The 25,516-nt window shown below is 73.8% G+C and carries 24 protein-coding genes; 16 read left to right on the top strand and 8 right to left on the bottom strand.

Going from position 1 to position 25,516, the window contains the following annotated elements; translation table 11 throughout:
• The coding region (locus G6553_RS16375; protein ID WP_166195347.1) for a DUF11 domain-containing protein at nucleotides 1-1,499 on the top strand (1,499 nt) is incomplete at its 5' end.
• Nucleotides 1,500-1,517: 18 nt separating this feature from the next.
• On the opposite strand, the gene G6553_RS16370 is transcribed toward G6553_RS16375, so the two are convergent.
• Nucleotides 1,518-2,189 (bottom strand): HAD family phosphatase, encoded by a 672-nt coding sequence (locus G6553_RS16370; protein ID WP_347565763.1) that lies wholly within the window; start codon nucleotides 2,187-2,189, stop codon nucleotides 1,518-1,520.
• The gene (locus G6553_RS16365) at nucleotides 2,180-3,469 is read right to left on the bottom strand and encodes a citrate synthase (protein WP_166195344.1); all 1,290 of its coding nucleotides are present in this window, start codon (nucleotides 3,467-3,469) and stop codon (nucleotides 2,180-2,182) included. The genes G6553_RS16370 and G6553_RS16365 overlap by 10 nt, the downstream gene beginning before the upstream one ends.
• Nucleotides 3,470-3,766: 297 nt before the next feature.
• Between G6553_RS16365 and rplM the strand changes: the two genes are divergently transcribed.
• The 4 genes from rplM to G6553_RS16345 are packed head-to-tail and all read left to right on the top strand — an operon-like array spanning nucleotide 3,767 to nucleotide 7,152.
• The gene (gene rplM, locus G6553_RS16360) at nucleotides 3,767-4,210 is read left to right on the top strand and encodes a 50S ribosomal protein L13 (protein ID WP_166195341.1); all 444 of its coding nucleotides are present in this window, start codon (nucleotides 3,767-3,769) and stop codon (nucleotides 4,208-4,210) included.
• Nucleotides 4,211-4,246: 36 nt separating this feature from the next.
• Nucleotides 4,247-4,756 carry a 30S ribosomal protein S9 gene (gene rpsI, locus G6553_RS16355; RefSeq protein ID WP_229707102.1) on the top strand — a complete coding sequence of 170 codons (510 nt, stop codon included), beginning with the start codon at nucleotides 4,247-4,249 and terminating at the stop codon, nucleotides 4,754-4,756.
• An 8-nt stretch (nucleotides 4,757-4,764) separates the two neighbouring features.
• Complete coding sequence (gene glmM, locus G6553_RS16350; protein WP_166195338.1) at nucleotides 4,765-6,108, top strand: phosphoglucosamine mutase; 1,344 nt, start codon at nucleotides 4,765-4,767, stop codon at nucleotides 6,106-6,108.
• 9 nt (nucleotides 6,109-6,117) lie between these two features.
• The gene (locus tag G6553_RS16345; protein WP_166195335.1) at nucleotides 6,118-7,152 is read left to right on the top strand and encodes a GNAT family N-acetyltransferase; all 1,035 of its coding nucleotides are present in this window, start codon (nucleotides 6,118-6,120) and stop codon (nucleotides 7,150-7,152) included.
• On the opposite strand, the gene coaA is transcribed toward G6553_RS16345, so the two are convergent.
• Entirely contained in the window at nucleotides 7,139-8,149 is a 1,011-nt protein-coding gene (gene coaA / locus G6553_RS16340; protein WP_166195332.1) for a type I pantothenate kinase, read from the bottom strand. The genes G6553_RS16345 and coaA overlap by 14 nt on opposite strands.
• Before the next feature lie 65 nt (nucleotides 8,150-8,214).
• Here coaA and glmS point away from each other — a divergent pair, with 65 nt between their 5' ends.
• Nucleotides 8,215-10,059 (top strand): glutamine--fructose-6-phosphate transaminase (isomerizing), encoded by a 1,845-nt coding sequence (gene glmS / locus G6553_RS16335; RefSeq protein WP_166195329.1) that lies wholly within the window; start codon nucleotides 8,215-8,217, stop codon nucleotides 10,057-10,059.
• Between the two features lie 40 nt (nucleotides 10,060-10,099).
• Nucleotides 10,100-10,453: a holo-ACP synthase gene (locus G6553_RS16330; protein ID WP_166195326.1), complete on the top strand. Its 354-nt coding sequence runs from the start codon at nucleotides 10,100-10,102 to the stop codon at nucleotides 10,451-10,453.
• Nucleotides 10,454-10,639: 186 nt separating this feature from the next.
• Here the strand turns inward: G6553_RS16330 and G6553_RS16325 are convergent, their stop codons facing one another.
• Nucleotides 10,640-11,566: a hypothetical protein gene (locus tag G6553_RS16325; RefSeq protein ID WP_166195323.1), complete on the bottom strand. Its 927-nt coding sequence runs from the start codon at nucleotides 11,564-11,566 to the stop codon at nucleotides 10,640-10,642.
• 376 nt (nucleotides 11,567-11,942) lie between these two features.
• Here G6553_RS16325 and G6553_RS16320 point away from each other — a divergent pair, with 376 nt between their 5' ends.
• Genes G6553_RS16320 through G6553_RS16295 form a run of 6 tightly spaced genes read left to right on the top strand, consistent with a single transcriptional unit; the run spans nucleotide 11,943 to nucleotide 17,652 of the window.
• A complete protein-coding gene (locus G6553_RS16320) occupies nucleotides 11,943-13,319 on the top strand; it encodes an NAD(P)H-hydrate dehydratase (protein ID WP_166195320.1) in 1,377 nt (458 codons plus the stop codon).
• Nucleotides 13,320-13,358: 39 nt separating this feature from the next.
• On the top strand, nucleotides 13,359-14,504 hold the full coding sequence (alr, locus tag G6553_RS16315) for an alanine racemase (protein ID WP_166195317.1): 1,146 nt from the start codon (nucleotides 13,359-13,361) through the stop codon (nucleotides 14,502-14,504).
• Nucleotides 14,501-15,583, top strand: coding sequence for an alpha/beta hydrolase (locus G6553_RS16310; protein ID WP_166195314.1), 1,083 nt, complete (start codon nucleotides 14,501-14,503; stop codon nucleotides 15,581-15,583). The genes alr and G6553_RS16310 overlap by 4 nt, the downstream gene beginning before the upstream one ends.
• Entirely contained in the window at nucleotides 15,580-16,542 is a 963-nt protein-coding gene (gene tsaE / locus G6553_RS16305; RefSeq protein ID WP_166195312.1) for a tRNA (adenosine(37)-N6)-threonylcarbamoyltransferase complex ATPase subunit type 1 TsaE, read from the top strand. The genes G6553_RS16310 and tsaE overlap by 4 nt, the downstream gene beginning before the upstream one ends.
• Complete coding sequence (gene tsaB / locus G6553_RS16300; RefSeq protein ID WP_166195309.1) at nucleotides 16,539-17,180, top strand: tRNA (adenosine(37)-N6)-threonylcarbamoyltransferase complex dimerization subunit type 1 TsaB; 642 nt, start codon at nucleotides 16,539-16,541, stop codon at nucleotides 17,178-17,180. Before tsaE ends, tsaB begins: the two co-directional genes overlap by 4 nt.
• A gap of 10 nt (nucleotides 17,181-17,190) precedes the next feature.
• Nucleotides 17,191-17,652 carry an N-acetyltransferase gene (locus tag G6553_RS16295; RefSeq protein ID WP_166195306.1) on the top strand — a complete coding sequence of 154 codons (462 nt, stop codon included), beginning with the start codon at nucleotides 17,191-17,193 and terminating at the stop codon, nucleotides 17,650-17,652.
• On the opposite strand, the gene G6553_RS22250 is transcribed toward G6553_RS16295, so the two are convergent.
• Nucleotides 17,636-18,349 carry a GNAT family N-acetyltransferase gene (locus G6553_RS22250; RefSeq protein WP_166195303.1) on the bottom strand — a complete coding sequence of 238 codons (714 nt, stop codon included), beginning with the start codon at nucleotides 18,347-18,349 and terminating at the stop codon, nucleotides 17,636-17,638. The genes G6553_RS16295 and G6553_RS22250 overlap by 17 nt on opposite strands.
• A gap of 32 nt (nucleotides 18,350-18,381) precedes the next feature.
• Here G6553_RS22250 and tsaD point away from each other — a divergent pair, with 32 nt between their 5' ends.
• Nucleotides 18,382-19,437, top strand: coding sequence for a tRNA (adenosine(37)-N6)-threonylcarbamoyltransferase complex transferase subunit TsaD (tsaD, locus tag G6553_RS16285; RefSeq protein ID WP_166195300.1), 1,056 nt, complete (start codon nucleotides 18,382-18,384; stop codon nucleotides 19,435-19,437).
• A gap of 169 nt (nucleotides 19,438-19,606) precedes the next feature.
• Here the strand turns inward: tsaD and G6553_RS16280 are convergent, their stop codons facing one another.
• The 3 genes from G6553_RS16280 to G6553_RS16270 all read right to left on the bottom strand — a co-directional run bounded on the left by G6553_RS16280 (nucleotide 19,607) and on the right by G6553_RS16270 (nucleotide 23,644).
• Nucleotides 19,607-21,799: an MMPL family transporter gene (locus G6553_RS16280; RefSeq protein ID WP_166195297.1), complete on the bottom strand. Its 2,193-nt coding sequence runs from the start codon at nucleotides 21,797-21,799 to the stop codon at nucleotides 19,607-19,609.
• A gap of 94 nt (nucleotides 21,800-21,893) precedes the next feature.
• Nucleotides 21,894-23,042: a hypothetical protein gene (locus tag G6553_RS16275; protein WP_166195294.1), complete on the bottom strand. Its 1,149-nt coding sequence runs from the start codon at nucleotides 23,040-23,042 to the stop codon at nucleotides 21,894-21,896.
• Nucleotides 23,039-23,644, bottom strand: coding sequence for a SigE family RNA polymerase sigma factor (locus G6553_RS16270; protein WP_242680549.1), 606 nt, complete (start codon nucleotides 23,642-23,644; stop codon nucleotides 23,039-23,041). The genes G6553_RS16275 and G6553_RS16270 overlap by 4 nt, the downstream gene beginning before the upstream one ends.
• 112 nt (nucleotides 23,645-23,756) lie before the next feature.
• Here G6553_RS16270 and G6553_RS16265 point away from each other — a divergent pair, with 112 nt between their 5' ends.
• Nucleotides 23,757-24,857, top strand: coding sequence for an S-(hydroxymethyl)mycothiol dehydrogenase (locus G6553_RS16265; RefSeq protein WP_166195291.1), 1,101 nt, complete (start codon nucleotides 23,757-23,759; stop codon nucleotides 24,855-24,857).
• A complete protein-coding gene (locus G6553_RS16260; RefSeq protein ID WP_166195288.1) occupies nucleotides 24,854-25,477 on the top strand; it encodes an MBL fold metallo-hydrolase in 624 nt (207 codons plus the stop codon). Before G6553_RS16265 ends, G6553_RS16260 begins: the two co-directional genes overlap by 4 nt.
• Nucleotides 25,478-25,516: the final 39 nt, after the last annotated feature.

The following is a 25,516-nucleotide window of genomic DNA, read 5'->3' as shown; positions in this document are numbered from 1 at the left end:
TGCCCCGCCGGGTTGACCTCGACCGCCCCGCCGCGCGCGGTGGCGACGAGCTGGCCTACACCCTCACCGCGCGCAACGTCGGCGCCGCTCCGGCCACCGGCGTGACCGTCACCGACCCGCTCCCGGCCGGCGTCACGCTCGCGCCGCTGCCGACCGGCTGCACCGCAGCCGCGCGGGTCGTCACCTGCACGGCCGGGACGCTCGCGCCCGGTGCCTCCAGGTCCTGGACCGTGCGCGTCACCGTCGACCCGGTCGCGGGCGCCGGCGCGCCCGCGGACCGCTGGCTCCTGCACGAGCTCACCCCGACCAAGCAGGAGGTCCACATCGACCTCGAACCGGGGGAGACCCGCACCGTCAACGTCGCCTGCGCCGCGCCCGACGCCCTGCTCAGCGACGGCCAGGTGCGCATCGACCACGTCGACCAGGACACCGGCGAGCTGACCGACGTGCGGGTCCTGCGCTCGGAGTCGACCGGACCGGGCTCGTGGAAGGCCGTGCTCCGCAACGAGGCGACCGGCCGCGCGCAGGCCAAGGCCTTCGCGGTCTGCCTGCCCGGCTCCACCGAGGTGACCGAGGGCCACCGCCACGCGTTGTCGCTCGACCCGGCCCCGGTCACCACGACCCAGGCCTGGGGCGTCGGCCGGCAGGCCGCCACCCTCGCCTGCCCGACGGGCACCGTGCCCGTCGTGCCGGGCTTCGCGCTCGCCGGCGGCGCCGCCCGCTGGTCCGGCTCCGAGCCGGTGGCCGACGGGGGGACCGGCTGGCGGTTCACCGTCGACGTCACCGACCCCGCCACCGTCTCGCTGTCGCTGCGGTGCCTGCGCCGCGAGGTCGCCTCGGCCGGTGGGCACACCCACCTGCTCCGGCTCGACCACGTGGTCCGCACCGTCACGCTCCCGCCGGGCGACGTCGTCGAGGAGCAGGTCAGCTGCGCCGACGACGCCAAGGGCATCACCGCCACCTGGTCGCTGCCGCCCGGCGTCGTCCACCTCGGCAACGACCCGCGGCTCAAGGCCCGCGCGTTCCGCCTGCTCAACACCACCACCACGCCCGTCGACGCCGTCGTCGACCTCGAGTGCCTGGCGGACCGGCCCGGCGAGGAGGTCCGCGGGCACGCGCAGCCCGTCGCGGTCACCAACACCGCGACCGTCGGCTCGACCTCGGTCGACGCCGACCCGACCAACAACAGCGCGACCGCCACGGTGACGGTGACCCCCGGCAGCACCACCGCGGTGCCCGCCGCGGCCGCCGGCCTCGCCGGACGCACGCTCACGCTGCCGGTCGTCTCCTCGATGCCCGGCACCGCCCGCGTGGTGCTCCGGGCCGGCGGCAAGGCGGTCGGCCGCGCGCAGGTCTCGCTCCGCCCCGGCGGCGTCACCACCGCGCGCGTCACCCTGACGAAGGCCGGTCGCACGGCCGTCCGCCGCGCCGGCCGGGCCGTCGTCGTGGTCGACCCGGCCCGCGGGCCCGCCACGCGGCGTACCGTCCGGGTGCGGTGAAGCGGCGCCTGACCGGGGTCAGACGGGCAGGCCGAGCGACCGGAGCCGCAGGCGGGTGTCGTCTGCGCCGGTGAAGAGGACGCCGGCCATGCCGAGCGCGTCGGCGGCCTCGATGTTGGTGGCCCGGTCGTCGACGAAGGCCAGCGACCCCAGGGGCAGGCCCATCCGCTCCGCGACCAGCTCGTAGGCGCGTCGGTCGGGCTTGGCGACCCGCTCGGTGCCGGAGACGACCACGCCGTCGAGGAGGGCGACGACCTCGAAGCGCTCGGGCGCGTGCGGGTAGAGCTCGTCGGACCAGTTGGTCAGCCCCCACTGCGGCACGCCGGCGGCGCGCAGCTCACGGACCAGGTCGGCGGTGCCGGGCACCTCGCCGAGCAGCGAGGCGGCGAAGTTCGCGCGGTACGCCAGCGCGTGCTCCAGCCAGTGCGGGTGCGTGCGGCGTACCTCCGCCTCGGCGTCCTCCCACGTCCCGCCCGAGTCGGGCCCGTGGTTCCAGGCCAGGAAGTCGAAGTCGCTCGCGGCCAGGAACCGGCGCGCCTCGTCCTCGCCGACCCCCGCGGCGATCGCGGCGAGCGGGTCCCAGTCGATGAGGACGTTCCCGAAGTCCCACACCACGCCCCGGACGCGCACGACCCCGGACGGCGAGCCGTCCGGGGTCGTGATCGGGTCCGGGTCCTGCGTCAGGCCCACCGCTCGGAGGCCGGGGTGAACGTGAGGCCCCGGTCGCCGGTGTAGATCTGCTTGGGACGGGCGATCTTCTGCTCCTTGTCCTGGGTCAGCTCCAGCCACTGGGCCAGCCAGCCCGGGGTGCGGCCGATCGCGAACAGGACGGTGAACATCTCCGGCGGGAACTGGAAGGCCTCGTAGATCAGGCCGGAGTAGAAGTCGACGTTGGGGTAGAGCTTGCGCTTGACGAAGTACTCGTCCTCGAGCGCGATCTTCTCCAGCTCCAGCGCGATGTCGAGCAGCGGGTTGGTGCCGGTGACCTCGAAGACGTCGGTCGCGGCCTTCTTGATGATCCGGGCGCGCGGGTCGTAGTTCTTGTAGACCCGGTGGCCGAAGCCCATGAGCCGCTCGTTGCCGTTCTTCACGCCCTCGATGAAGGCGGGGATGTTCTCCTTCGAGCCGATCCGGCGCAGCATCCGCAGGACCGCCTCGTTGGCGCCGCCGTGCAGCGGGCCGAAGAGCGCGCCCACGCCGGCCGAGACCGCCGAGTAGGGGTCGACCTGCGTCGAGCCGACCGAGCGCACGGCGTTGGTCGAGGCGTTCTGCTCGTGGTCGGCGTGGAGGATGAACAGCACGTCGAGGGCCTTGACCAGCCGCTCGTCGGCCTCGTACTTCGACTCGCTCATCTTGAAGAGCATCGAGAGGAAGTTGGCGGTGTAGCCGAGGTCGTTGTCGGGGTAGACGTACGGCTTGCCCTGCGCGTGGCGGAACGCCCAGGCGCCGAGCGTCGGCATCTTCGCGATCATCCGGACGATCTGCATGTGCCGGTTGTCGCCGTCGCTGATGTTGCGCGCGTCGGGGTAGAACGTCGACAGGGCCCCCACCGACGCCATCAGCATCCCCATCGGGTGCGCGTCGTACCGGAAGCCCTGCATGAAGCTCTTGACGTTCTCGTGCACGAACGTGTGGTAGGTGATCTCGTGCACCCAGGCGTCGTACTGCGCCTTGTCGGGCAGCGAGCCGTGGATGAGCAGGTAGGCCACCTCGAGGAAGGTCGACTTCTCGGCCAGCTGCTCGATCGGGTACCCGCGGTACTCCAGGATCCCCTCGTCACCGTCGATGTAGGTGACGGAGCTGCGGCACGAGGCGGTGTTGACGAAGCCGGGGTCGTAGACGGCCAGGCCCGGAGCATCCTCCCCGGACTTGATCTTCCCGAGATCCGCGGCCTTGATGGTGCCGTCGGTGATCGGGACGTCGTACTCCTGTCCGGTGCGGTTGTCGCGGACGGTGAGAGAGTCAGTCACGTCACCAACCTAGACCGGGGACGGGAGCCGCGTTAACCCGGTGTCCCGCGACCCGGTACGGGAGGCGGTGCCGGAGCCGGGCCAGCGGCCGCGTTTTGACCCTCGGGTCCGCGCCGCCGTAGTCTTGCCGGTCGCGACTCCTGCCGCGCTCGTCCCCTCTCGTGGGGTGGGTGCAGATCCGGACGCCGAGGCCCTCCGCGGGGCTCGGGCGAGCCGGGCCGTGTTCGTCAGAAGCCGCAGCAGCATCACCCGCGCGGGACCGCCGTGCGGGCACCACGAACGAAGAGAGCCTCAGCCGTGCGTACGTACGCCCCGAAGCCCGCTGACATCCAGCGCGAGTGGCACGTCATCGACGCGACCGACATCGTCCTCGGTCGCCTTGCCGTGCAGTCCGCCAACCTCCTGCGCGGCAAGCACAAGCCGATCTTCGCGCCCAACACCGACACCGGCGACTTCGTCATCGTCATCAACGCCGAGAAGGTCGCGCTGTCGAGCAACAAGAAGACCACCAAGATGGCCTACCGCCACTCCGGCTACCCGGGCGGCCTCTCGGCCACCCCGGTCGGTGAGCTCCTCGAGAAGGACGCGCGCAAGGTCATCGAGAAGGCCGTCTGGGGCATGCTCCCCAAGAACCGCCTCGGCCGGCAGATGCTGAAGAAGCTCAAGGTCTACAGCGGCCCGAACCACCCGCACCAGGCCCAGCAGGCCGTCCCGTTCGAGATCACCCAGATCTCCCAGTAATCGACTGCCCTACCGAAAGTCTGAGTGAGGATCACCGTGGCTGAGACCACCGACACCAACACCGAGGTCGAGGAGACCTACGAGGTCAACGAGCAGGGCGTCGCCTACAGCTCGGAGAGCGCGCCGTCCGCCGACGCGCCGGCCCGTCCCGCGACCATCGCCCCCGGCGCGGCCACCGGCCGTCGCAAGGAGGCCGTCGCCCGCGTCCGCATCGTCCCCGGCACCGGCCAGTGGACCGTGAACGGCCGGACCCTGGACTCCTACTTCCCCAACAAGCTGCACCAGCAGGTCGTGAACGAGCCGTTCGCCGCCTTGCAGCTCGAGGGTCGCTTCGACGTCATCGCCCGCATCCACGGCGGCGGCATCACCGGCCAGGCCGGCGCGCTGCGTCTCGGCGTCTCGCGTGCGCTGAACGCGATCGACGTCGAGGCCAACCGCCCGACCCTGAAGAAGGCGGGCCTGCTGACCCGCGACGCTCGTGTCATCGAGCGCAAGAAGGCCGGTCTGAAGAAGGCGCGCAAGGCGCCGCAGTTCAGCAAGCGCTGACGTCCCACGTGGGTCGTCTGTTCGGCACGGACGGGGTCCGGGGCCAGGCGAACGGTGTCCTCACCGCTTCGCTGGCCCTGGACCTCTCCGTTTCTGCCGCCCGGGTCCTGGTCGACCACGGTGAGTACAAGGGTTCGCGCCCGCTCGCTGTCGTCGGTCGCGACACCCGGATCTCGGGCCAGTTCCTCGAGCACGCCGTCGTCGCCGGGCTCGCCTCGGCCGGCGTCGACGTGGTGCGCGTCCGCGTCGTGCCGACGCCCGGCGTGGCGTACCTGACCGACGCGCTCGGCGCCGACGTCGGCGTCGTGATCAGCGCCTCGCACAACCCGATGCCCGACAACGGCATCAAGTTCCTCGCCCGCGGCGGCATCAAGCTCGACGACGCGCTCGAGCGCGAGATCGAGTCGCTCATGGGCCAGCCGTGGCAGCCCCCGGTGGGCGGCGACGTCGGCCGCGTGACGCCGTACGCCACGCCCATCGAGGAGTACGTCGACCACCTGGTCGCCACCGTGCAGCCGCTCCGCGGGCTGAAGGTCGTCCTCGACTGCGCCCACGGCGCCGCCTCGGTCGCGGGCCCGCGCGCCCTCGAGGCCGCCGGTGCGACCGTCGTCGCGATCAACGCCTCGCCCGACGGGCTCAACATCAACGACGGCGTCGGCTCCACCCACCTCGGCCCGCTCCAGGCGGCTGTCGTGGAGCACGGCGCCGACGCCGGCTTCGCGCTCGACGGCGACGCGGACCGCTGCCTGGCGGTCGACGCCTCGGGGCAGGTCGTCGACGGCGACCAGATCCTGGCGATCCTCGCCCTCGGCCTGCGCACCGCCGGCCAGCTCAAGGACGACACCGTCGTCGCGACCGTGATGAGCAACCTCGGCTTCGTCAACGCGATGCGCGACGCGGGGATCGAGGTGCGCCAGACCGCGGTGGGGGACCGGTACGTCCTCGAGGAGATGAACGCCCACCACTTCTCCCTCGGCGGCGAGCAGTCCGGCCACGTGATCATGCGCGACCACGCCACCACCGGCGACGGCATCCTCACCGCGCTGCACGTGCTGGAGCAGATGTCGTCGACCGGACGGTCGCTGGCCGACCTCGCGTCGGTGATGACCCGCTTCCCGCAGGTGCTCGTCAACGTGCCGGGCGTCGACAAGACCCGCACCGACGACGAGGTGCTCACGGACGCGGTGGCCAAGGAGGAGGCCGCGCTCGGCGACTCCGGCCGCGTCCTGCTGCGGCCGTCGGGCACCGAACCGCTGGTCCGCGTGATGGTCGAGGCCGCGACCGAGCAGGGCGCCCGCGACGTGGCCGACCGGCTCGCAAATGTGGTGCGGGAGCGGCTGGCGCTCTCGTAGCGTCGTTGCGTGTCCTCCTCCGCCGGCCCCGCCGTCGTCGTACGCCCGATCGATCCCACCGACGAGCGCGCCCTGCGCGCCTGGTGGGAGGTCGGCGACGCCGCGTCGCGCGAGCGTGCGTACGACGCGTGGCCGGCCTGGGACGTCGCCCGGCTCTCGCTCCCGCGCGCCCGCCCCGACCTCGACGTCACGTTCCTGGTCGCGGTCGACGACGACGGCCGGGCCGTCGGCGCCGGACGGCTCACGCTGTTCCGCTCCGACCACCTGTACCTGGCCGAGCTGGAGGTGTACGTCGTGCCCGAGGCGCGCCGGCAGGGCGTCGGGTCGGCAGTGCTCGCCGACCTCGAGGCCCGCGCGGTCGCCGACGGGCGCACGGCGCTGTTCGGCACGGCGTACGCACCGGTCGGGGCGGAGAGCGCCGGCTCGCTCTTCTGCGCCGCCCGCGGCTATCCCGTGGCCAGCCACGAGGAGACCAAGCTCCTCGACCTGCGGACCGCTCCCGCCTCGTGGGCCGCGCTCGACGCCGACGTGGCGGCCGGCCTCGGCGACTACACGGTGGTGGGCTTCGAGCGGCACGTGCCCGAGGAGCACGTCGAGGCGTTCTGCGCGATGCTCTCGGTCTTCTCCTCGATGGTCCCCACCGGCGACCTGGAGCTGGGGCGCGCCTCCTGGACTCCCGAGCGCCTGCACGAGACCGAGCAGCGGACGCTCGAGAGCGGGCACACCTGGATCGGCGCCCTCGGCGTCGCGCCCGGCGGCACGGCCTGCGCCTTCTCCGAGCTCGACGTGCCCGACGCCGACCCGCGCACCGCCTCCGTCGGCGGCACGCTCGTGCTGCCCGAGCACCGGGGTCACCGGCTCGGCCTGGCGATGAAGCTGCACACCCACCGCCGCGTGCTCGAGCTCTACCCGGGCTGCGAGCACGTCGAGACCGGCAACGCCGGCGTCAACGCGCCCATGAACGCCGTCAACGAGGCGATGGGCTACCGCGTCGTCGAGCGGGCGCTGGACGTGCAGAAGAGGGTCGGGGCTACAGCTTCCTGAGCCGCACGTAGCGCACGGAGTGGTCGCGGTCCTTGCGCATCACGAGGGTGGCGCGGGAGCGGGTGGGCAGGATGTTCTGCACCAGGTTGGGGCCGTTGATGGTGTCCCAGATCCGCTCGGCCTCGGCGACGGCCTCGTCGTGGGTCAAGGTGGCGTACTTGCCGAAGTACGAGCCCGGGTCGCGGAACGCGGTCTCGCGCAGGCGCAGGAACCGCTCGACGTACCAGGCCCGGATCTTGTCGCGACCGGCGTCGACATACACGCTGAAGTCGAAGAAGTCGCTGACCGCGAGGCCGGTGCGGCCGTCGTCGCGGACGCGTGCCGGCTGGAGGACGTTGAGGCCCTCGACGATGACCACGTCGGGGCGCTTGACGACGACCTTCTCGTCCTCGACGACGTCGTAGACGAGGTGGGAGTAGACCGGCGCCTCGACCTCGTCCTTGCCGGACTTGATGTCGACCACGAAGCGGAGCAGCGCGCGGCGGTCGTAGGACTCGGGGAAGCCCTTGCGGTGCAGGATGCCGCGGCGCTCGAGCTCGGCGTTCGGGTAGAGGAAGCCGTCGGTGGTCACGAGCGCGACGTTCGGGTGCTCGGGCCAGTGGGCCAGCATCTGCTGGAGGACGCGGGCGGTGGTCGACTTCCCGACCGCCACCGAGCCGGCCACGCCGATGACGAACGGCGTGCGCGGCGGCGTACGCCGGTGGAGGAAGTCCTCCTGCTTGCGGTGCAGGCGGCCGGCCGACTCGACGTACAGGCTCAGCAGCCGGCTCAGCGGCAGGTAGACATCGCGCACCTCGTCGAGGTCGAGGGAGTCACCGAGGCCGCGGAGCGTGCGGATCTCCTGCGCGCTGAGCGGGCTCTCCGCGCCGGTGCCGAGGGCGGCCCAGGCGCTGCGATCGAGCTCGATGTACGGCGAGGACTCCTTGGGGTGCTCGTCGGCGGAGACGGGACCGGCCCCGGTCACGGGACCGGTCGAGCCGGACGACCCAGGCGACATGGCGCGATTGTTGCAGCCGCGCGAGGAAGCGGGGCGCGCGGTCCCACGTCGTTAGAGTGACCCCCATGTGCGGGATCGTCGGGTACGTCGGGGACAAGCAGGCCCAGGGCGTCGTCATCGAGGGCCTGCGCAGGCTGGAGTACCGCGGGTACGACTCCGCCGGGATCGCCCTCGTCGACGGCGGCACCATCGCGTCGGCGAAGAAGGCCGGGAAGCTGGCCAACCTGGAGAAGGTGATCGGCGAGGCGCCGCTGCCGGCGTCGACGACCGGCATCGGGCACACCCGGTGGGCGACGCACGGTGCGCCGAACGACGTGAACGCGCACCCGCACCTGGGCTCGACCGGGCGGGTGGCGCTGGTGCACAACGGGATCATCGAGAACTTCGCGGACCTGCGGGCCCGGCTCGAGGCCGACGACCACGTGCTCGTCTCCGAGACCGACACCGAGGTCGCCGCGCACCTGCTGGAGCTCCAGGTGGAGTCGGGCGTGGACCTGACCACCGCGATGCAGCGGGTCTGCCAGCAGCTCGAGGGTGCGTTCACCCTCGTGGCGGTCGACGGGCAGGACCCCTCGCGGGTGGTCGCCGCGCGTCGCAACTCGCCGCTGGTGGTGGGTCTGGGGGAGGGGGAGAACTTCCTGGGCTCGGACGTGGCCGCGTTCATCGAGCACACCCGTGAGGCGCTCGAGCTCGGTCAGGACCAGGTCGTGACGATCACGCGTGAGGGCGTGGAGGTGACGACGTTCGACGGTGCGCCGGCCGAGGGAACGCGCTACCACGTGGACTGGGACCTGTCGGCGGCGGAGAAGGACGGCCACGACTGGTTCATGCGCAAGGAGATCTTCGAGCAGCCCCGCGCGGTCGCGGACTCGCTGCTGGGGCGCCACGCGCGCGACGGGCTGCTGCAGCTGGACGAGATGCGCCTCTCGGACCAGGAGCTGCGCGACATCGACAAGATCATCATCATCGCGTGCGGGACGTCGTTCTACGCCGGGCTCGTGGCGAAGTACGCGATTGAGCACTGGACGCGGGTGCCGGTCGAGGTGGAGCTGGCCAGCGAGTTCCGCTACCGCGACCCGATCCTGGACTACTCCACGCTGGTGGTGGCGATCTCGCAGTCGGGGGAGACCGCGGACACGCTGCAGGCGATCCGGCACGCGCGGTTGCAGCGCTCGAAGGTGCTGGCGATCTGCAACACCAACGGGTCGACGATCCCGCGGGAGTCGGATGCGGTGATCTACACCCACGCCGGCCCGGAGATCGGGGTCGCGTCGACCAAGGGATTCCTGACCCAGCTGGTGGCCTGCTACCTGCTCGCGCTGTACCTCGCGCAGGTCAAGGGCACCCGCTACGGCGACGAGATCAGCGAGATCATGCGTCAGCTGGAGTCGATCCCGGACCAGATCGCGGCGGTGCTGTCGCGTTCGGAGGAGGTCTACGAGCTGGCGCGGGCGCACGTCGACACGAGGTCGGTGCTGTTCCTGGGCCGCCACGCCGGCTACCCGGTGGCGCTGGAGGGGGCGCTGAAGCTCAAGGAGCTGGCCTACATCCACGCCGAGGGGTTCGCGGCCGGTGAGCTCAAGCACGGCCCGATCGCGCTGGTCGAGGAGGGGCTGCCGGTGCTGTGCGTCGTACCGCCCCGGGGCCGGGACCAGCTGCACGAGAAGATGATCTCGGGCATCCAGGAGGTCCGGGCGCGGGGTGCGCGGACGATCTGCCTGGCCGAGGAGGGCGACACCTCGATCGAGCCGTACGCCGACCACCTGATCCGCCTGCCGCGGGTGCCGGTGCTGCTGCAGCCGCTGGTGGCGGTCGTGCCGCTGCAGCTGTTCGCCTGCGAGCTGGCCACCGCGATGGGCCACGACGTCGACCAGCCCCGCAACCTCGCCAAGTCCGTCACCGTCGAGTGAGGGTCGTCGTGCCTGTGGGGCTCGTGAAGGTGGTCTGCGCGTGCCGGTGATCGGCGTCGGCATCGACGTCGTCGACATCGAGCGGTTCGGCGAGTCGCTGGCCCGCACCGCCGGCCTCTCCGCCCGCCTGTTCACCCCGGGCGAGGCGTCCCGCCCGCTCGCGTCCCTCGCCGCACGGTTCGCCGCCAAGGAGGCGCTCGCCAAGGCCCTCGGCGCCCCCGTCGGGATGTCCTGGCAGGACGCCGAGGTCGTCTCGGAATCGTCCGGCCGCCCGCTGTTCGAGATGCGCGGCTCCGTCCGCGCCCGGGCCGACGAGCTTGGCGTCGCCTCCGTCCACCTCTCGCTCTCCCACGACGCCGGCGTCGCCTCGGCTGTCGTGGTGCTGGAGTCCTGAGGGTTCTCGTCGTCGGCCTCGTGCTGCTGAGCGTGCTGGGGCACGGGCCGGCGGGTGCGGGGGTCGTGTGCCTGAGGACGCGTCGGCCCGCGCCCTGAGGGACACGACCCCTGGTCCCGGCCGGGCGATGGGGCGGGCTCGAGCCCTCCGGCCACCCGACGTCGGGGTCGTGTGCCTGAGGACGCGTCAGGCCGCGGCGCCAGGCACACGACCCGGCACACCGAGCGCCATCAGGTCACGCGCGAGCTCGTCAGGCTCGTGGAGCAGCTCGTACGCCGTGCACCGCACGACGACGCGGTCTCGCGCGACCAGCCGGCGTGCCCGTCGGACGTCCTCCATCCACTGCCGGACTTCCATGTGGAACCCGCCGTCGACCTCCAGGACCAGCGTGGTCCCGTCCGGCAGCCGCCACTCGCAGTCGGTGAATCGGCGCTGGCCGGTCGAGTCGGTGCGCTCGACCTGACGGCTCGGCAGCGGCATGCCGTGTGCGCGGCACAGGCGGTTGACCGCGCGCTCCGCCGCCGAGTGCGCTCCGGCGCCGGCGTGGCTGACAGTCGCCGACAGCGGCCTGCTCCGTCGCAGCGGCCGGAGGACGTCGATCCACTCGACGAGCCGCGTCGAGGTGGTGAGCCGCTGCTGGATCGTCGCGGCGACGAGCCCGTGCGCGGCGCGTGCGTCGGCGACGTACCCCGCGTGCAGGAGGACTGCCGGCTCGAGCCGGCACGTCGGTGGGCCGACACGTGGGGAGAGCAGAAGGTCGAAGGGCCGGCGGCTGCGGAAGAACCGGACACCGCGCACCGGCTCGAAAGCGAGCTCGTCGTCGACCATCACCGTGACGACGGGCGTCTCCCAGCCGGTGAGCCCGTGCCGGGTCGCGGCGGTCAGACCCCCGAGCATGCTCCGAGGCCCGGCGTGCAGGACGGCCATCCACTGGCGCTGCTCGGTCGTCAGGGTGCCCGTGACCGTCGCAACGACCCGCGGGGTCGGCAGCGTCCACCGGCCGGCGACGACCTGGTTCCGCACGCGGTCGGCATCGATCCCGTGGGCGAGCAGCTGGCGTCGTGCGACCAGCCCGTGCTGATCGGTCAGCAGCCGCTCGAGGTCCGGATCCATGCCACGAGGGTGGTCGAACCGACCGTCGGACGTCGGCGCTCATCCACAGGCCCGCCCTCTGCATGCGGGTCGTGTGCCTGAGGACGCGCCGGAACGCGTCGACAGGCACACGACCCTCGGGTGGGCGCCGAAGGGGACGTCGGAGCCGGCCGGCCGGTGCGGTCGTGTGTCTGAGGAAGCGCCGGCACGCGTCCTGAGGCACACGACCCCGCGTCGGGACGGAGCGGCGTCGGGACGGAGCGGCGTCGGGACGGAGCGGCGGCGGGACGGAGCGGCGGCGGGACGGAGCGGGACGGAGCGGGACGGAGCGGCGGCGGGACGAGGGCAGCGGACAGGACCGGCGCAGGACGAGCACGAGGCGGATAGCGTCGCGCCCATGCGGTACGCCCACACGGTCGAGCAGGTGCGTCAGGCGGAGCGGGAGCTGATGGCGCGGGTGCCGGAGGGGACGCTCATGCAACGGGCGGCGCACGGGCTGGCACAGGCGGTGGTGGACCTGCTGGGCGGGGCGTACGGCGCGCGGGTGCTGCTGCTGGTCGGGTCGGGGGACAACGGGGGCGACGCGCTGTTCGCGGGCACGCTGCTCGCGCGGCGGGGGTGCGGGGTGGAGGCGGTGCTGCTGGGCGAGCGTGTGCACGAGGGCGGCCTCGAGGCGCTGCGACGAGCCGGCGGGCGCACCGTCGGCCAGCCGAGCAGGCGGCCGGACGTGGTGGTCGACGGGATCGTCGGCATCGGCGGCCGCCCGGGGCTCGAGCCGGAGGCGGAGCGGGCGCTCGCCCAGGTCGAGGGGGTGCCGGTGGTCGCGGTCGACGTGCCGTCAGGGGTCGACGTCGACACCGGCCGCGTGGACGGCCCGCACGTGACGGCCGACGTGACGGTCACCTTCGGCACGCACAAGGCGGCGCACCTCGTCGACCCGGCGGCGGAGGCGTGCGGGGCGGTCCACCTCGTCGACATCGGCCTCGACCTCCCGACCGCGGAGATCGAGGCTTTGCAGGCGGAGGACGTCGCGCGGCTGGTGCCGCGCCCGCGGCCTCAGGACCACAAGTACACCCGCGGGGTCGTGGGCGTCCGGGCCGGCTCGGCGGAGTACCCGGGCGCCGCCCTGCTCAGCGTCGCCGGCGCGGCCTGCGGGCTCGCCGGCATGGTGCGGTACGTCGGCGAGGCCCCGGTCGCGGACCGGGTGCGCCAGGCGCACCCCGAGGTGGTCGGCGCCGGCCGCGTCCAGGCGTGGGTGGTGGGATCCGGCGGCGGCGCGCACGCCGACGAGGCGCTCGCGGCGGCGCTGGCCGACGAGGTGCCGACCGTCGTCGACGCCGACGCCCTGAAGCACGTGCAGCCGGGGCCGGGCGACCTCGTCCTCACTCCGCACGCCGGCGAGCTCGCCGCGATGCTCGGACGTGAGCGCGCGGAGATCGAGGGCGACCCGCTGGGGTGGGCGCGGCGCGCAGCGGTGCACCACGCCGCGGTCGTGGTGCTCAAGGGCCGCCACACCGTGACCGCGCGACCCGACGGACGGGTCCGCGTGACGACGACCGGGAACCCGTGGTTGGCGACAGCGGGCGCCGGCGACGTGCTCGGCGGGCTGGTCGGCGCGCTCCTGGCGGCGGGGCTCGAGCCGTTCGACGCGGCGAGCGTGGGGTCGTGGCTGCACGGCGCCGCGGCCACGCTCGCGAGCGCGGGCGGGCCGCTGGTGGCGACCGAGGTCGCCCGCGCGCTGCCCGCCGTCGTGCGGGACCTGCCGCAGACCTGACCGCGCCGCCCACCCGGCACGGTGGGAGGATGGACGGCCATGAGCCCCTTGCCGGTCCCGCGCGCCGAGGTGGTCGTCGACCTCGCGGCGATCCGGCACAACGTGCGCACGCTGGCCGAGCACTGCGGCGTCGCGATGATGACGGTGGTCAAGGCCGACGGGTACGGCCACGGCATGGTCGAGGTCGCCCGCGCCGCGCGCGAGGCCGGCTCGAGCTGGCTGGGGGTCGCGACGATCGACGAGGCGCTCGCGCTGCGGGCGGCGGGCGACACCGGACGGGTGCTGTGCTGGCTGACCGTGCCGGGAGAGGACCAAGCCGCTGCGATCGCCGCCGGCGTCGACGTCACGGCGTACTCCCTCGCCGAGCTGGCCGAGGTCGAGGCCGCCGTCGGCCGCGTGGGCACGCCGGCCCGCCTCCAGCTGAAGATCGACACCGGCCTGTCGCGCGGCGGGTCGACGTACGCCGACTGGCCGGCGCTCGTCGAGGCCGCCCGGGCCGGCGAGGTCGCCGGCCACTGGCGCGTCACCGGCATCTGGACCCACCCGGCCTCGGCCGACGAGCCCGACGACCCGGCCAACGACAGCCAGGAGCAGGTCTTCCGCGACGCGCTCGACGTCGCGGCGGCGGCCGGCCTCGAGCCGGAGGTGCGCCACTTCGCCAACAGCGCGGCGGCGATCCTGCGGCCGAGCGCGCGCTTCGACCTGGTCCGGTGCGGCATCGCGTCCTACGGCCTCGACCCCGCGCCCGGCCACACCCCCGACCTCGGGCTGGTGCCCGCGATGACCGCCCGTGCGACGCTGGCGATGGTCAAGGACGTCGAGGCCGGCGCCGGCGTCTCCTACGGCCACACCTGGGTCGCGGACCGGGCGACGACGTTGGGCCTGGTGCCGGTGGGGTACGGCGACGGCGTGCCGCGCTCGCTCAGCAACCGCGCCTCGGTGGGGATCGCCGGGGCGCAGCGACCCGTCCGCGGCCGCGTCTGCATGGACCAGCTCGTGGTGGACCTCGACGGGGAACGGCCCGAGCCGGGCACCGACGTGGTCCTCTTCGGCACCGGCCGCGACGGGGCCCCGACCGCGCAGGACTGGGCCGAGGCGGCAGGGACGATCAGCTACGAGATCGTCACCCGGTTCGGTGGCAGCCGGGTGGTCCGCACCCACGTCGACAGCGAGGCACCCGCGTGAGCCCCCGCCGGACCCTCGGGTTCACCGCTCTCGGCGCAGCCGGAGTGGCTGCGGCCGGCACCGCGTTCGGCGTCACCCACCACCGCCGCGCACTGTCCCGTCGGCCCGGTCCGCCGCCGCAGGACCACCCGGACGTGCCCCTCGGCTCGCTGCGCGCCGCTCCGCTGACGGTCGTCGCCGACGACGGCGTGCCGCTGCACGTCGAGGTCGACGAGCCGGAGCACAGCGGGACCGGCGCCGGCTCGGACGTGACGGTCGTGCTCGTCCACGGCTACGCGCTGACCCTCGACTGCTGGCACTTCCAGCGGCTGCACCTGCGCCGCGCCGGGGTCCGCACGGTCCTCTACGACCAGCGCTCGCACGGGCGGTCCGGCCGCTCCGACGTCGAGCACGCGACCATCGACCAGCTCGGCCGCGACCTGGCCCGCATCCTCGACGAGGTCGTCCCCGACGGCCCGGTCGTGGTCGTCGGCCACTCGATGGGCGGCATGACGGTGGTCGCCCTCGCCGAGCAGCACCCGGAGCTCTTCGGCGACCGGGTGGCGGCGGTCGGCCTCATCAGCACGACGGCCGGCGGCCTCAACGTCGGGCGGCTGCTGCTGCCGGTGGTGCCGGCCAAGATCGGCCTGCCGCTGGCGCAGCGGACGGTCGCGACGCTCGCCCGCCGGCACACCAGCGTCGACCGGCTGCGACGGCTGGGCAAGGCGGTGGCGATGGTCGCCACGGACGTGTTCGCGTTCGGCGACGACGTGCCGGCGGCCTACGTCGAGTTCGTCGACGGGATGCTGTCGGCGACGCCGTACGAGGTGGTCGCGGAGTTCTTCCCGGCCTTCGGCGGGCTGGACAAGTTCGACGCCGTCGAGGTGCTCGGTCGGGTGCCGACGACGGTCGTCTGCGGCACCGCCGACCGGCTGACGTCGATCGGCCACAGCCGCAAGCTGCACTCGCGGATCCGGGGGTCGCGCCTGGTGGAGGTCGACGGAGCCGGGCACATGGTGGTGCTGGAGCGGCACGAGCAGGTCGACGCGGAGCTCGGCCGGCTGCTGGCTGCGGCAGGGGAGAAGGAGCTGGCAGGGTGAGCGACGTCCAGGTCGTGCGCGTGGGGCCGGAGTCGGCCGCGCAGGTGCTGCGGGTGGTGCAGGAGGCCTTCGCCGCCAGACCACCGCTCGACCCGCCGGCCGACGCGCTCAGCGAGACCGAGGAGTCGATCGCCGCGCTGCTCACGCCGCACGGCGGGCTGCTCGCCTGCCTCGACGGCGACCCCGTCGGCGCGCTGGTCCTCGACCCGGTCGGCAACACCGTTTACCTGCGCCGGTTCGGCGTCGTGCCGTCCGCCCAGGGCCACGGCATCGCCGGGCGGCTCATCGACGCGGTCGTCGACCACGCGGAGGGGTACGACGACGTGACGGTCGTGGCGCGCGAGGAGCTGCCCCGCACCATCCGGTTCTGGGACCGGCAGGGGTTCCGCGAGATCGACCGGCGCTCGCCGCTGGTCGAGATGCGCCGGCCGCTGCGGACCGCCGTCTTCCAGGCGCCCACCCCCGACGCGATGCACGCGCTCGGCCGCTCGCTCGCGGGCCAGCTCGCGCCGGGCGACCTGATCGTGCTCAGCGGCGAGCTCGGCGCCGGCAAGACCACGCTCACCCAGGGCATCGGCGCGGGTCTCGGCGTGCGCGGCCAGATCACCTCGCCGACGTTCGTCATCGCCCGCGTCCACCCGTCGCTGGTCGACGGACCCGCGCTCGTCCACGTCGACGCCTACCGGCTCGGCGGCATGGAGGAGCTCGACGACCTCGACCTCGACACCGACCTGGACACCGCCGTCACCGTGGTCGAGTGGGGCGAGGGGCTCGCCGAGGGGCTCACCGACTCCCGGCTCGAGGTCCGCATTGTCCGGGCCGAGGCCGACGAGGTGCCCGACGGGTCGCACAGCACGGGATCTCCCAGCGACGCCGACGACGTGCTCGACCCGCGCCGGGTCGAGATCACCCCGGTGGGCCCCCGCTGGCACGCCCTCTCCTTCCGAGGACTCGGATGACCCTGCTGCTCGCCCTCGACACCGCCACCCCCTTCGTCACCGTCGCGCTCCATGACGGCGAGGACGTCGTCGCCGAGCTCGTCTCGGAGCGCTCCATGAAGCACGGCGAGCAGCTCGCCCCGCTCGTCGCCGCCGCGCTCGAGCAGGTCGGCGCGGTCCGCCAGGACCTCACCGCGGTCGCCGCCGGCGTCGGCCCCGGCCCGTTCACCGGCCTGCGGGTCGGGCTGGTCACCGCGCGGACGCTGGGGTTCGTGCTGGACGTGCCGGTGTACGGCGTGTGCTCGCTCGACGTGCTCGCCGCCGAGGCCGCGGACGGCGGGATCGGCACGGACTTCTGCGTCGCGACCGACGCGCGCCGCAAGGAGGTCTACCTGGCGACGTACGACGCCGACGGCACGCGGCTGGACGGGCCGGTCGTCGAGCGCCCGGCCGTCGTGGCGACCGAGCGGCCGGTCGTCGGCGAGGGCGCGGTGCTCTACCCCGACGCGTTCCCGGACGCTCGTGGCCCGGTCCGGCCGAGCGCCGGGTGGCTGGCGCGGGTGGTGACCGAGGAGCGGGCCGAGCTGGTCGACCCCGAGCCGTTGTACCTGCGGCGGCCCGACGCCGAGATGCCCGGCAAGCCCAAGCCGGTCTCGTGAGGGCCCTCCGGTGAGCGTGCGCGCCGCCACGCCCGCCGACCTCGACGCGGTCGCCGCGCTCGAGGAGGAGTGCCTCGGCGCCGACGCCTGGTCGCGCGGGCTGGTCGAGGCGGGGCTGGCCGGCGAGGTGCCGACGGTGGTCTACCTGGTCGCCGAGGCCGACGGCCCCGACAGCCCGGTGGTCGGCCACGCGGTCGCGAGCATCGTCGCCGACGTCGCCGAGCTCCAGCGGATCGCGGTCACGCCGACCGCCCGGCGCGGCGGCCACGCGACCGCCTTGCTGGACGAGGTGGTCGCGCGGTCGAGGGCGGGCGGCGCGGAGCGGCTGCTGCTCGAGGTCCGCGAGGACAACGCGGGGGCGCTGGCGTTCTACGCCGCGCGCGGGTTCGTCGAGGTCGACCGGCGGCGGCGCTACTACCGCGACGGGGCGACCGCGGTCGTCCTGCGCCGCGGGCTCAGGAAGGGCTGCTGACCGGGCCCGACAGGAAGGTGTGCTCGGTCCGGTACGCCAGCCGGCCGTAGACCCGCAGCGCCGGCAGGTTGTCGGTGTACACCCCGAGCGTCGCGACGTCCGGCGGCCGGTCCATCGCCCGCCGGGTGAGCCCCTGCGACAGGGCCAGCCCGAGACCGCGGCCGGTCGCCTCCGGCAGCACCGAGACGGCCCGCAGGTGCCCGCTGCCGTCCGGGTCACGGCGTACCGCTCCCACGCCGACCAGCAGCCCGCCCTCCCGCACGCCCAGCCAGCCCTCGATCCCCGGGGTGCCGGGCCGGCCGAACGTGTCGGGCTGCGCGGCGTCGAGCACCGCGTTGATCGCTACGGGGTCGCTGACCTCCTCGAGCGGCACCGCCGGCGGGGGAGCGGGGGTGGTGCAGCGCATCCAGTGCCAGTGGCCCCGGACCCCGTGGTGCCAGGCCGCGGGCAGCGCGTCGTGCGCCGCCTCCTCGACCGTCAGCCGCTCCGGCACGAACCGCTCGGCCAGCTCGGCGAGCAGCGGGCCGAGGTCGCCCGCCGGGCCGAGGGCGACGGTGTGGCGCAGGTTGTGGACGACGACCGCGTCGCCGCGCACCCACGCGACGTCGTACGTCGCCGAGCCGACGGTGTGCCGCACGAACGGCACCTGGCTGGCCGCCGCGAGCTGCTCGAGCCCCGCCCCCGACACCTCACGCACGCCGGTCATCCTCCACCGCGCACAATGGAGCCGTGACGGACGCCCCCCTCGTGCTCGGCATCGAGACCTCCTGCGACGAGACCGGCGTCGGCATCGTCCGCGGCCACGAGCTGCTCGCCGACGCGGTGGCCAGCAGCGTCGACGAGCACGCCCGCTTCGGCGGCGTGGTGCCCGAGGTCGCCAGCCGGGCCCACCTCGAGGCGATGGTGCCGACGATCGAGCGCGCCTGCGAGACCGCCGGCATCCGCCCCTCCGACGTCGACGCGATCGCCGTCACGAGCGGACCCGGCCTCGCCGGCGCCCTGCTCGTCGGCGTCGCCGCGGCCAAGGCGCTGGCGATCGGGCTGGACAAGCCCCTGTACGGCGTCAACCACCTCGCCGCCCACGTCGCCGTCGACCAGCTCGAGCACGGCGCGCTGCCCGAGCCGTGCGTCGCGATGCTCGTCAGCGGCGGCCACTCCAGCCTGCTGCGCGTCACCGACGTGACCGGCGCCGACGGCGGCGTCGACCCCATGGGCGCGACGATCGACGACGCGGCCGGCGAGGCGTTCGACAAGGTGGCGCGGCTGCTCGGCCTGCCGTTCCCGGGCGGCCCGCACATCGACCGGGCCGCCCGCGAGGGCTCCTCGGTGTACGTCGACTTCCCGCGCGGCCTGACCTCGCGCCGCGACCTCGAGCGGCACCGGTTCGACTTCTCCTTCTCCGGCCTCAAGACCGCGGTGGCCCGGTGGGTCGAGGCGCGCGAGCGGTCCGGCGAACCGGTCCCCGTGGCCGACGTCGCGGCGTCGTTCCAGGAGGCCGTCTGCGACGTGCTGGTGCGCAAGGCGCTCGACGCCGCCTCGTCGGAGGGCATCGAGGACCTGCTCATCGGCGGCGGCGTCGCCGCCAACTCCCGCCTGCGCCACCTCGCCGAGGAGCGGGCCGCCAAGCTCGGCATCCGCGTCCGCGTGCCCCGCCCCGGCCTGTGCACCGACAACGGCGCCATGGTCGCCGCCCTCGGCGCCGAGATGGTCGCCCGCGGCCGCACCCCCTCGCCCCTCGACCTGCCCGCCGACTCCTCGCTCCCCGTCACCGAGGTGCTCGTCTAGCGCTCCGCTCCCGAGGTGCGCGGGCCGGCCCGGGCTTGTAACGGACCGTTCGCTGCTGTGTCGGCACGCTGCAACGTGCCTACACAGTGTGTAACTGTGCGTTACATGTGCCGCGGCGGCCTCGAGCACCCACCCGAGACCCCGCGGAGCACGCCGGAGCTCCGGCCGGCTACATGCCGGCCGAGACCTCGGCGCCGCGGTCGGACGGGCCGGCGTCGGAGCTCGAGCCCGAGCCCGACCGGGGGCCGCGCTTCTCGTCCGCGTGGCCGGGCCACCAAGCGGCGTGCCCGATGAGCGCGGTGAGGGCGGGGGTGAAGAACATCGACATGACGAAGGCCGCGATGATGATCCCGAACGACAGGGCGAAGCCCATCGACATCATCAGGCTGTTGCCACTGAGCATCAGCGAGGCGAACGTTCCGGCGAGGATGACGCCCGCGGCGGCGATGGTCGGGCCGGCGTGCTTGAGCGCCTCGGCCGCGGCCGCCCGGGGGTCCTTGCCCTCGCGGGCCTCCTCGCGGAGGCGGGCGATCATCAAGATGTTGTAGTCGGTGCCGAGCGCGGTGACGAACAGGTAGATGTAGATCGGCAGCATGAAGATCAGGCCGCTCTCGCCGCCGAGGTGCTGGAAGACGATGACCGTCGCACCGAGGGTCGCCGCGAAGCTCAGCCCGACCGCGGCCATGAGGTACAGCGGGGCGACCAGGCTGCGCAGCAGCAGGGCGAGGATCAGCATGATGACGAGCGCCGCGACCGGGAAGACGACCGTGTAGTCGCGGACCATCGCGTCCTGGAGGTCGGCGAAGATGCCCGGCGTGCCGCCGACGAACGCCTCGGTGCCCTCGGGTGCGGACTCGTGCGCCTGGTCGCGGATGGGGCCCTTGACGTCCTGGAGCGCCGCGTCGGAGACGGGGTCGTTGTCGAGCACCATCATGAACTGCGCGGTCGTGCCGTCCTCCGACGGCGTGCCCGGGTAGACCTGTGCGACGCCCTCGGCCCCCTCGAGGTCGGTGCGGAACTGCTCGAGCGCGTCCGGCGCCAGCTGTCCGTCGGAGGACTGCAGCAGCACCGGCACCGGCTCGCTCGCACCGGCGGCGAAGTGGTCCTGGAACGTCTCCAGCGCCTGGGTCGACTCGACGTCGTCGGGGAGGCTGGAGTTGAAGTCGAACGACGGGTTGAACCCGAACGCGAAGACCGCGAGCGCCGCCAGCACCGCGCCCGACCCGAGCGCGAAGGAGCCCGGCCGCCGGCCCAGGCTCGTGCCGGCGCGGGCGAAGCGGGCCGCCTCCGGCTCCTCGCGCCACTTCCTCGACGGCCAGAAGAGCGCGCGCCCGAGGACCGTGACGACGGCCGGCACGAGGGTGAGGGCGGCGACCAGGGTGACCGCGACGGCGATCGCCAGCGCGGGGCCGATCGCCTGGAAGACCCCGAGCGAGCTGAGCAGCAGCGCGAGGAACGCGACGATGACCGCGCCGCCGGCGGAGGCGATCGCCTCGCCGGCCCGCTCCAGCGCGTGCACGACGGCGGCCCGGGTGTCGGCGCCCTGGCGCAGGCGCTCGCGGTAGCGGAAGAGGAAGAACAGGATGTAGTCGGTGCCGATGCCGTAGAGGACGACGACCAGGATCGTCTCGATCGAGGCGTCGGCCTTGAGGTCGAAGGCCTCGTTGGCCCAGCCGATCAGGCCGGTGGCCACCATCGACACGAGCGTCACGACAACGATCGGCAGCAGGCAGATGATCACGCTGCGGAAGATGATCGCGAGCAGCGCGACGATGAGCACGATGGTCGCGATGCCGACGATCGCGAGCGCGCGCTCGCCCGACTCCTGGGAGTCCAGGCCCTGCGGCACGGAGCCGGTCGTGGTGACCTCCAGGCCGGTGCCGTCGGCGAGCTCGGCGAGGTCGGTCCGCAGCTCCTCGGCGTCCTCGAACGCGGCGGGGTCGAAGCCGGTCGCATCCTCGGCCAGGCCGACGATCCCGAGCAGCAGCTCGCCGTCCTCGGAGACGTTGGGCTCGCCGTCCGGACCGACGACCACGACCTGCTGGACGAACGTCTCCGCGCCGAGCCGCGGCCCGAGCTCCTCGGCGATCCGCCCGGCGGCCGCCTGGTCCTCGGCGGTCAGCTGCCCACCGCCCTCACGCTGGAAGACCAGTAGCGCGGCGGGCGACGTCGCGCCCGGGAACTTCTCCTCCTGCAGCTCCACCGCCTTGATCGACTCGTAGTGGTCGGGCAGGAACTCCGACTCCTCCTGCGTGGTCTCGAGCGTCGGCGCCAGGGAGACGACGGCGACGGCGAGCACCACCCAGGCGGCGATCACGAACCAGGGACGACGGGAGGCGAGTCTGCCGAGCGCGCTGAACACGGCCAACAACGTAGTGCTGCGCGCCGACGCCGCGCCTCTCCTTTCCGCGCATCCCGGGGGAACACCAGGGGAACACCAGGGGCGCGGGGGGACGTCAGGGTCCGGTCGGCAGGAGGTACGGCGAGGACACCTCCGCGATGTCGCCCGGCACCGGCGGAAGCGGCCGACCGAGGACCTCCTCCTGCCCGTCGACTCCGATCCGGACGACCGACCAGCGCCCGTCCCGCAGCACGGCGACCAGGACGTGCTGCTCGTCGGCCCACACCACCCGGTCCAGCGCGTCGGCGATCGGCATCTCGTGCAGCAGCACCCCCGTCGCGGCGTCCTTGAGCCGCAGCTCCCGCATCCCAGCGCCCTCGGCGAAGCTCGTCGCGACGTGGCGACCGTCGGGGGAGAACCGGTAGAGGTTGTCGACGCAGTCCTCCCACGCCGGCTCGGTGGACCCACCGCTGCTCGCGAGCCAGACGCCCCCACAGGCGTGGATGTCGTCCGGCGCCGGGCCGGTGAGGCCGGCGACGAGCGAGTCGTCCGGGGCGAGCGCGAGGACCTGCGGGACGCCGGGCAGGAACGGCTCGACCGCCCCGTCGCGGGACACGAGGTACGTCGACCCGGACCCGCCGGCCAGGACCACCCCGCACTCGTCCGGGCAGCTCCCGGTGATGCCGACCAGGCGCGGCCTCCGGCCGAGGCCGTCCGACGACAGCCGCTCGATCTCCCCGGACGCGCCGTCGAGGAGCACCGGTTCGCCGGTGTCGAGGACCCAGGCCACGTGCCGGCCGTCGTCGTCGACCACGAACGAGCCGGCGTCCGAGACCGGCCACGTCGTCTCGAGCGCGCCGCCGCGGTCGTGGAACGACACGACCGGCCGGCCCTGGCGCATGCCGGCGGCGACGTACCCCTCGACCAGCGGCGCCCATGCCCGGACCTCGGAGACGCCGCCGAGGGGGACCTCGGTGCCGTCGAGCAGGTGCACGGTCCCGTCCGTGAGCCACCCCGCAGGCGCCACGGCGGGCTGCGGAGCCGGTACGACGGCGGTGTCGTCGCCGTCGCCGAGGCCCAGGCCGAGGGGCAGCAGGACCGCCGCGACGAGGGCGGCGGCGACGCCGGCGCCCGCGGAGCGTCGCCGGCGGCGGATCGTGCGGGCGGTGGCCTTGACGTCGGCGAGCGTCAGCGGCGCCTCGGTCAGGGCGTCGGCGCGGGAGCGGAGGCCCTGCTCGAGGCGCTCCTCGGTGCGGTCGGTCATCGCTCCTCCTCCCGGGAGGTCGGGTCCGGGCTCGGGGCCAGGTGGGACGGGGTGCGCTCGCGCAGCGCGGCGAGCGCCCGGCTGCACTGGGACTTGACGGTGCCGACGGAGATGCCGAGCACGTCGGCGGTCTCGGCCTCGGTCAGCTGCTCGTAGTAGCGCAGGACGACGACGGCGCGCGCCCGGCGCGGGAGGCCCTGGACGAGCTCCCAGACCTGTGCGGCCGTGCCGTCGTCGTACGACTCCAGCACCGGCTCCGGCTCGGGCACCATGTCGGTGGCGTGCTCGCGCCGCTTCCAGCCGCGTCGCCACAGCGAGGTGTGCTCGTTGACGAGGATCCGGCGGGCGTAGGCGTCGATCGCGCCGCGGTCGCGGATCTTGTCCCAGGACAGGTACAGCTTGGCCAGGGACGTCTGCAGCAGGTCCTCGGCGGCGTGCCGATCGCCGGTGAGGAGGTACGCCGTGCGCAGCAGCGCGGGCTGCCGCGCCACGAGCCACGCGGTCAGCTCGGCGTCGCGGGTCGCCTCGCGCGTCGCCCCGCGGTCGGTCATGTGCCCAGTGTCGGCGTCGGTCGCCGCGGGCAGCTCCCGGGTGGGTGGCATGCGCCCTCCGTCCTTCGTCTCCTGCCCTCAGGACGCGAAGCGCCGACGGATGGTTGCAGCCGCGGTCCTAGGGTGGCCACGGACCAACCCCACGAAGGAGCAGGAGCAGCACATGCAGCAGGTCAAGGCGGTCGTCGCACGAGCCGAGGGAGCGCCCGTCGAGGTGGTCACGATCAACGTGCCGGACCCGGGCCCGGGCGAGGCGGTCGTGAAGATCCAGGCCTGCGGGGTCTGCCACACCGACCTGCACTACCGGCAGGGCGGGATCAACGACGAGTTCCCGTTCCTGCTCGGTCACGAGGCGTCGGGGATCGTCGAGGCGGTCGGCGAGGGCGTGACCGGCGTGGCGCCGGGCGACTTCGTCGTCCTCAACTGGCGCGCGGTGTGCGGTGAGTGCCGGGCGTGCAAGCGCGGCGAGCTGCAGTACTGCTTCAACACCCACAACGCGAAGCAGAAGATGACCCTCGAGGACGGCACCGAGCTGTCCCCGGCGCTGGGCATCGGCGCGTTCGCGGAGAAGACGCTGGTCGCCGCCGGGCAGTGCACGAAGGTCGACCCGTCGGCCCGCCCCGCCGCCGTCGGCCTGCTCGGCTGCGGCGTGATGGCCGGCATCGGCGCGGCGATCAACACCGGCGCGGTCACCCGGGGCAAGTCCGTCGCGGTCATCGGCTGCGGCGGCGTCGGCGTCGCCGCGATCGCCGGCTCCGCGCTGGCCGGCGCCAGCCCGATCATCGCCGTCGACATCGACGCCCAGAAGCTCGAGGCCGCCCAGAAGCTCGGCGCCACCCACACGATCGACTCCTCGAAGGAGGACGTCGTCGCGCGGGTCAAGGAGATCTGCGGCGAGGTGTACGACGGCGCGGAGGGCGCCGACGTCGTCATCGAGGCCGTGGGCCGTCCGGAGACCTGGGAGCAGGCGTTCTACGCCCGCGACCTCGCCGGCACCGTCGTCCTGGTCGGCGTGCCGACCCCCGACATGAAGGTGCCGCAGCTGCCGCTGATCGACGTCTTCGGCCGCGGCGGCTCGCTGAAGTCCAGCTGGTACGGCGACTGCCTGCCGACCCGCGACTTCCCGATGCTCGTCGACCTCTACCAGCAGGGCCGGCTCGACCTGGATGCGTTCGTGACCGAGGAGATCGGCATCGACGACGTCGAGGCGGCCTTCGAGAAGATGCACCACGGCAACGTGCTCCGCTCGGTGGTGGTCCTGTGAGCGTGCGGGTCGACCACGCGGTCGTCAGCGGCACCTTCAGCCTCGACGGCGAGACCTTCGACGTCGACAACAACATCTGGGTCGTCGGCGACGACACCGAGTGCGTCGTCATCGACGCCCCGCACTCGGTCGACGCGATCCTCGACGTGGTCGGCGACCGCACGGTCAAGGCGATCCTGCTGACCCACGCCCACGACGACCACTGCCGGGTGGCCCCGGAGCTGCGCGAGCGGGTCAACGGCGGGTCGGGCGCGCCGATCCTGCTGCACCCCGACGAGCGGCCGCTGTGGGAGCTCACCCACACCGACCGGCTGTGGGACGTCGACCTCGCCGACGGCTTCGAGATCTCCGTCGGCGGCACGACGCTGCGGGCGCTGCACACCCCCGGCCACGCGCCCGGTGCAATCTGCTTCGCAGCCCCGGACCTCGGGTGCGTCTTCACCGGGGACACGCTGTTCAACGGCGGGCCCGGCGCGACCGGCCGCTCGTTCAGCGACCGGCCCACGCTCGAGGCGTCGATCCGCGCGAAGCTCTTCGCGCTGCCCGACGAGACGATCGTCCACACCGGCCACGGCGACGACACCACCATCGGTGCGGAGAAGCAGGCCCTCGGCGCCTGACCCGCCCCGCACACCCGGCCCGACCCGACGCCGGCCCCG

The sequence above is a fragment of the Nocardioides sp. IC4_145 genome (assembly GCF_011250565.1).
Classification (GTDB): domain Bacteria; phylum Actinomycetota; class Actinomycetes; order Propionibacteriales; family Nocardioidaceae; genus Nocardioides.
The sequence above is the reverse complement of the archived record's forward strand: the minus strand, read 5'-3'. Positions and strand labels throughout refer to the sequence as shown.

Coding starts and splice junctions, on each gene's coding strand:
- coaA (WP_166195332.1), bottom strand. CDS start 8,149: ATGTCGCCTGGGTCGTCCGGCTCGACCGGTCCCGTGACCGGGGCCGGT.
- glmS (WP_166195329.1), top strand. CDS start 8,215: ATGTGCGGGATCGTCGGGTACGTCGGGGACAAGCAGGCCCAGGGCGTC.
- G6553_RS16325 (WP_166195323.1), bottom strand. CDS start 11,566: ATGGATCCGGACCTCGAGCGGCTGCTGACCGATCAGCACGGGCTGGTC.
- G6553_RS16320 (WP_166195320.1), top strand. CDS start 11,943: ATGCGGTACGCCCACACGGTCGAGCAGGTGCGTCAGGCGGAGCGGGAG.
- alr (WP_166195317.1), top strand. CDS start 13,359: ATGAGCCCCTTGCCGGTCCCGCGCGCCGAGGTGGTCGTCGACCTCGCG.
- tsaB (WP_166195309.1), top strand. CDS start 16,539: ATGACCCTGCTGCTCGCCCTCGACACCGCCACCCCCTTCGTCACCGTC.
- G6553_RS16275 (WP_166195294.1), bottom strand. CDS start 23,042: ATGACCGACCGCACCGAGGAGCGCCTCGAGCAGGGCCTCCGCTCCCGC.
- G6553_RS16270 (WP_242680549.1), bottom strand. CDS start 23,644: ATGCCACCCACCCGGGAGCTGCCCGCGGCGACCGACGCCGACACTGGG.
- G6553_RS16265 (WP_166195291.1), top strand. CDS start 23,757: ATGCAGCAGGTCAAGGCGGTCGTCGCACGAGCCGAGGGAGCGCCCGTC.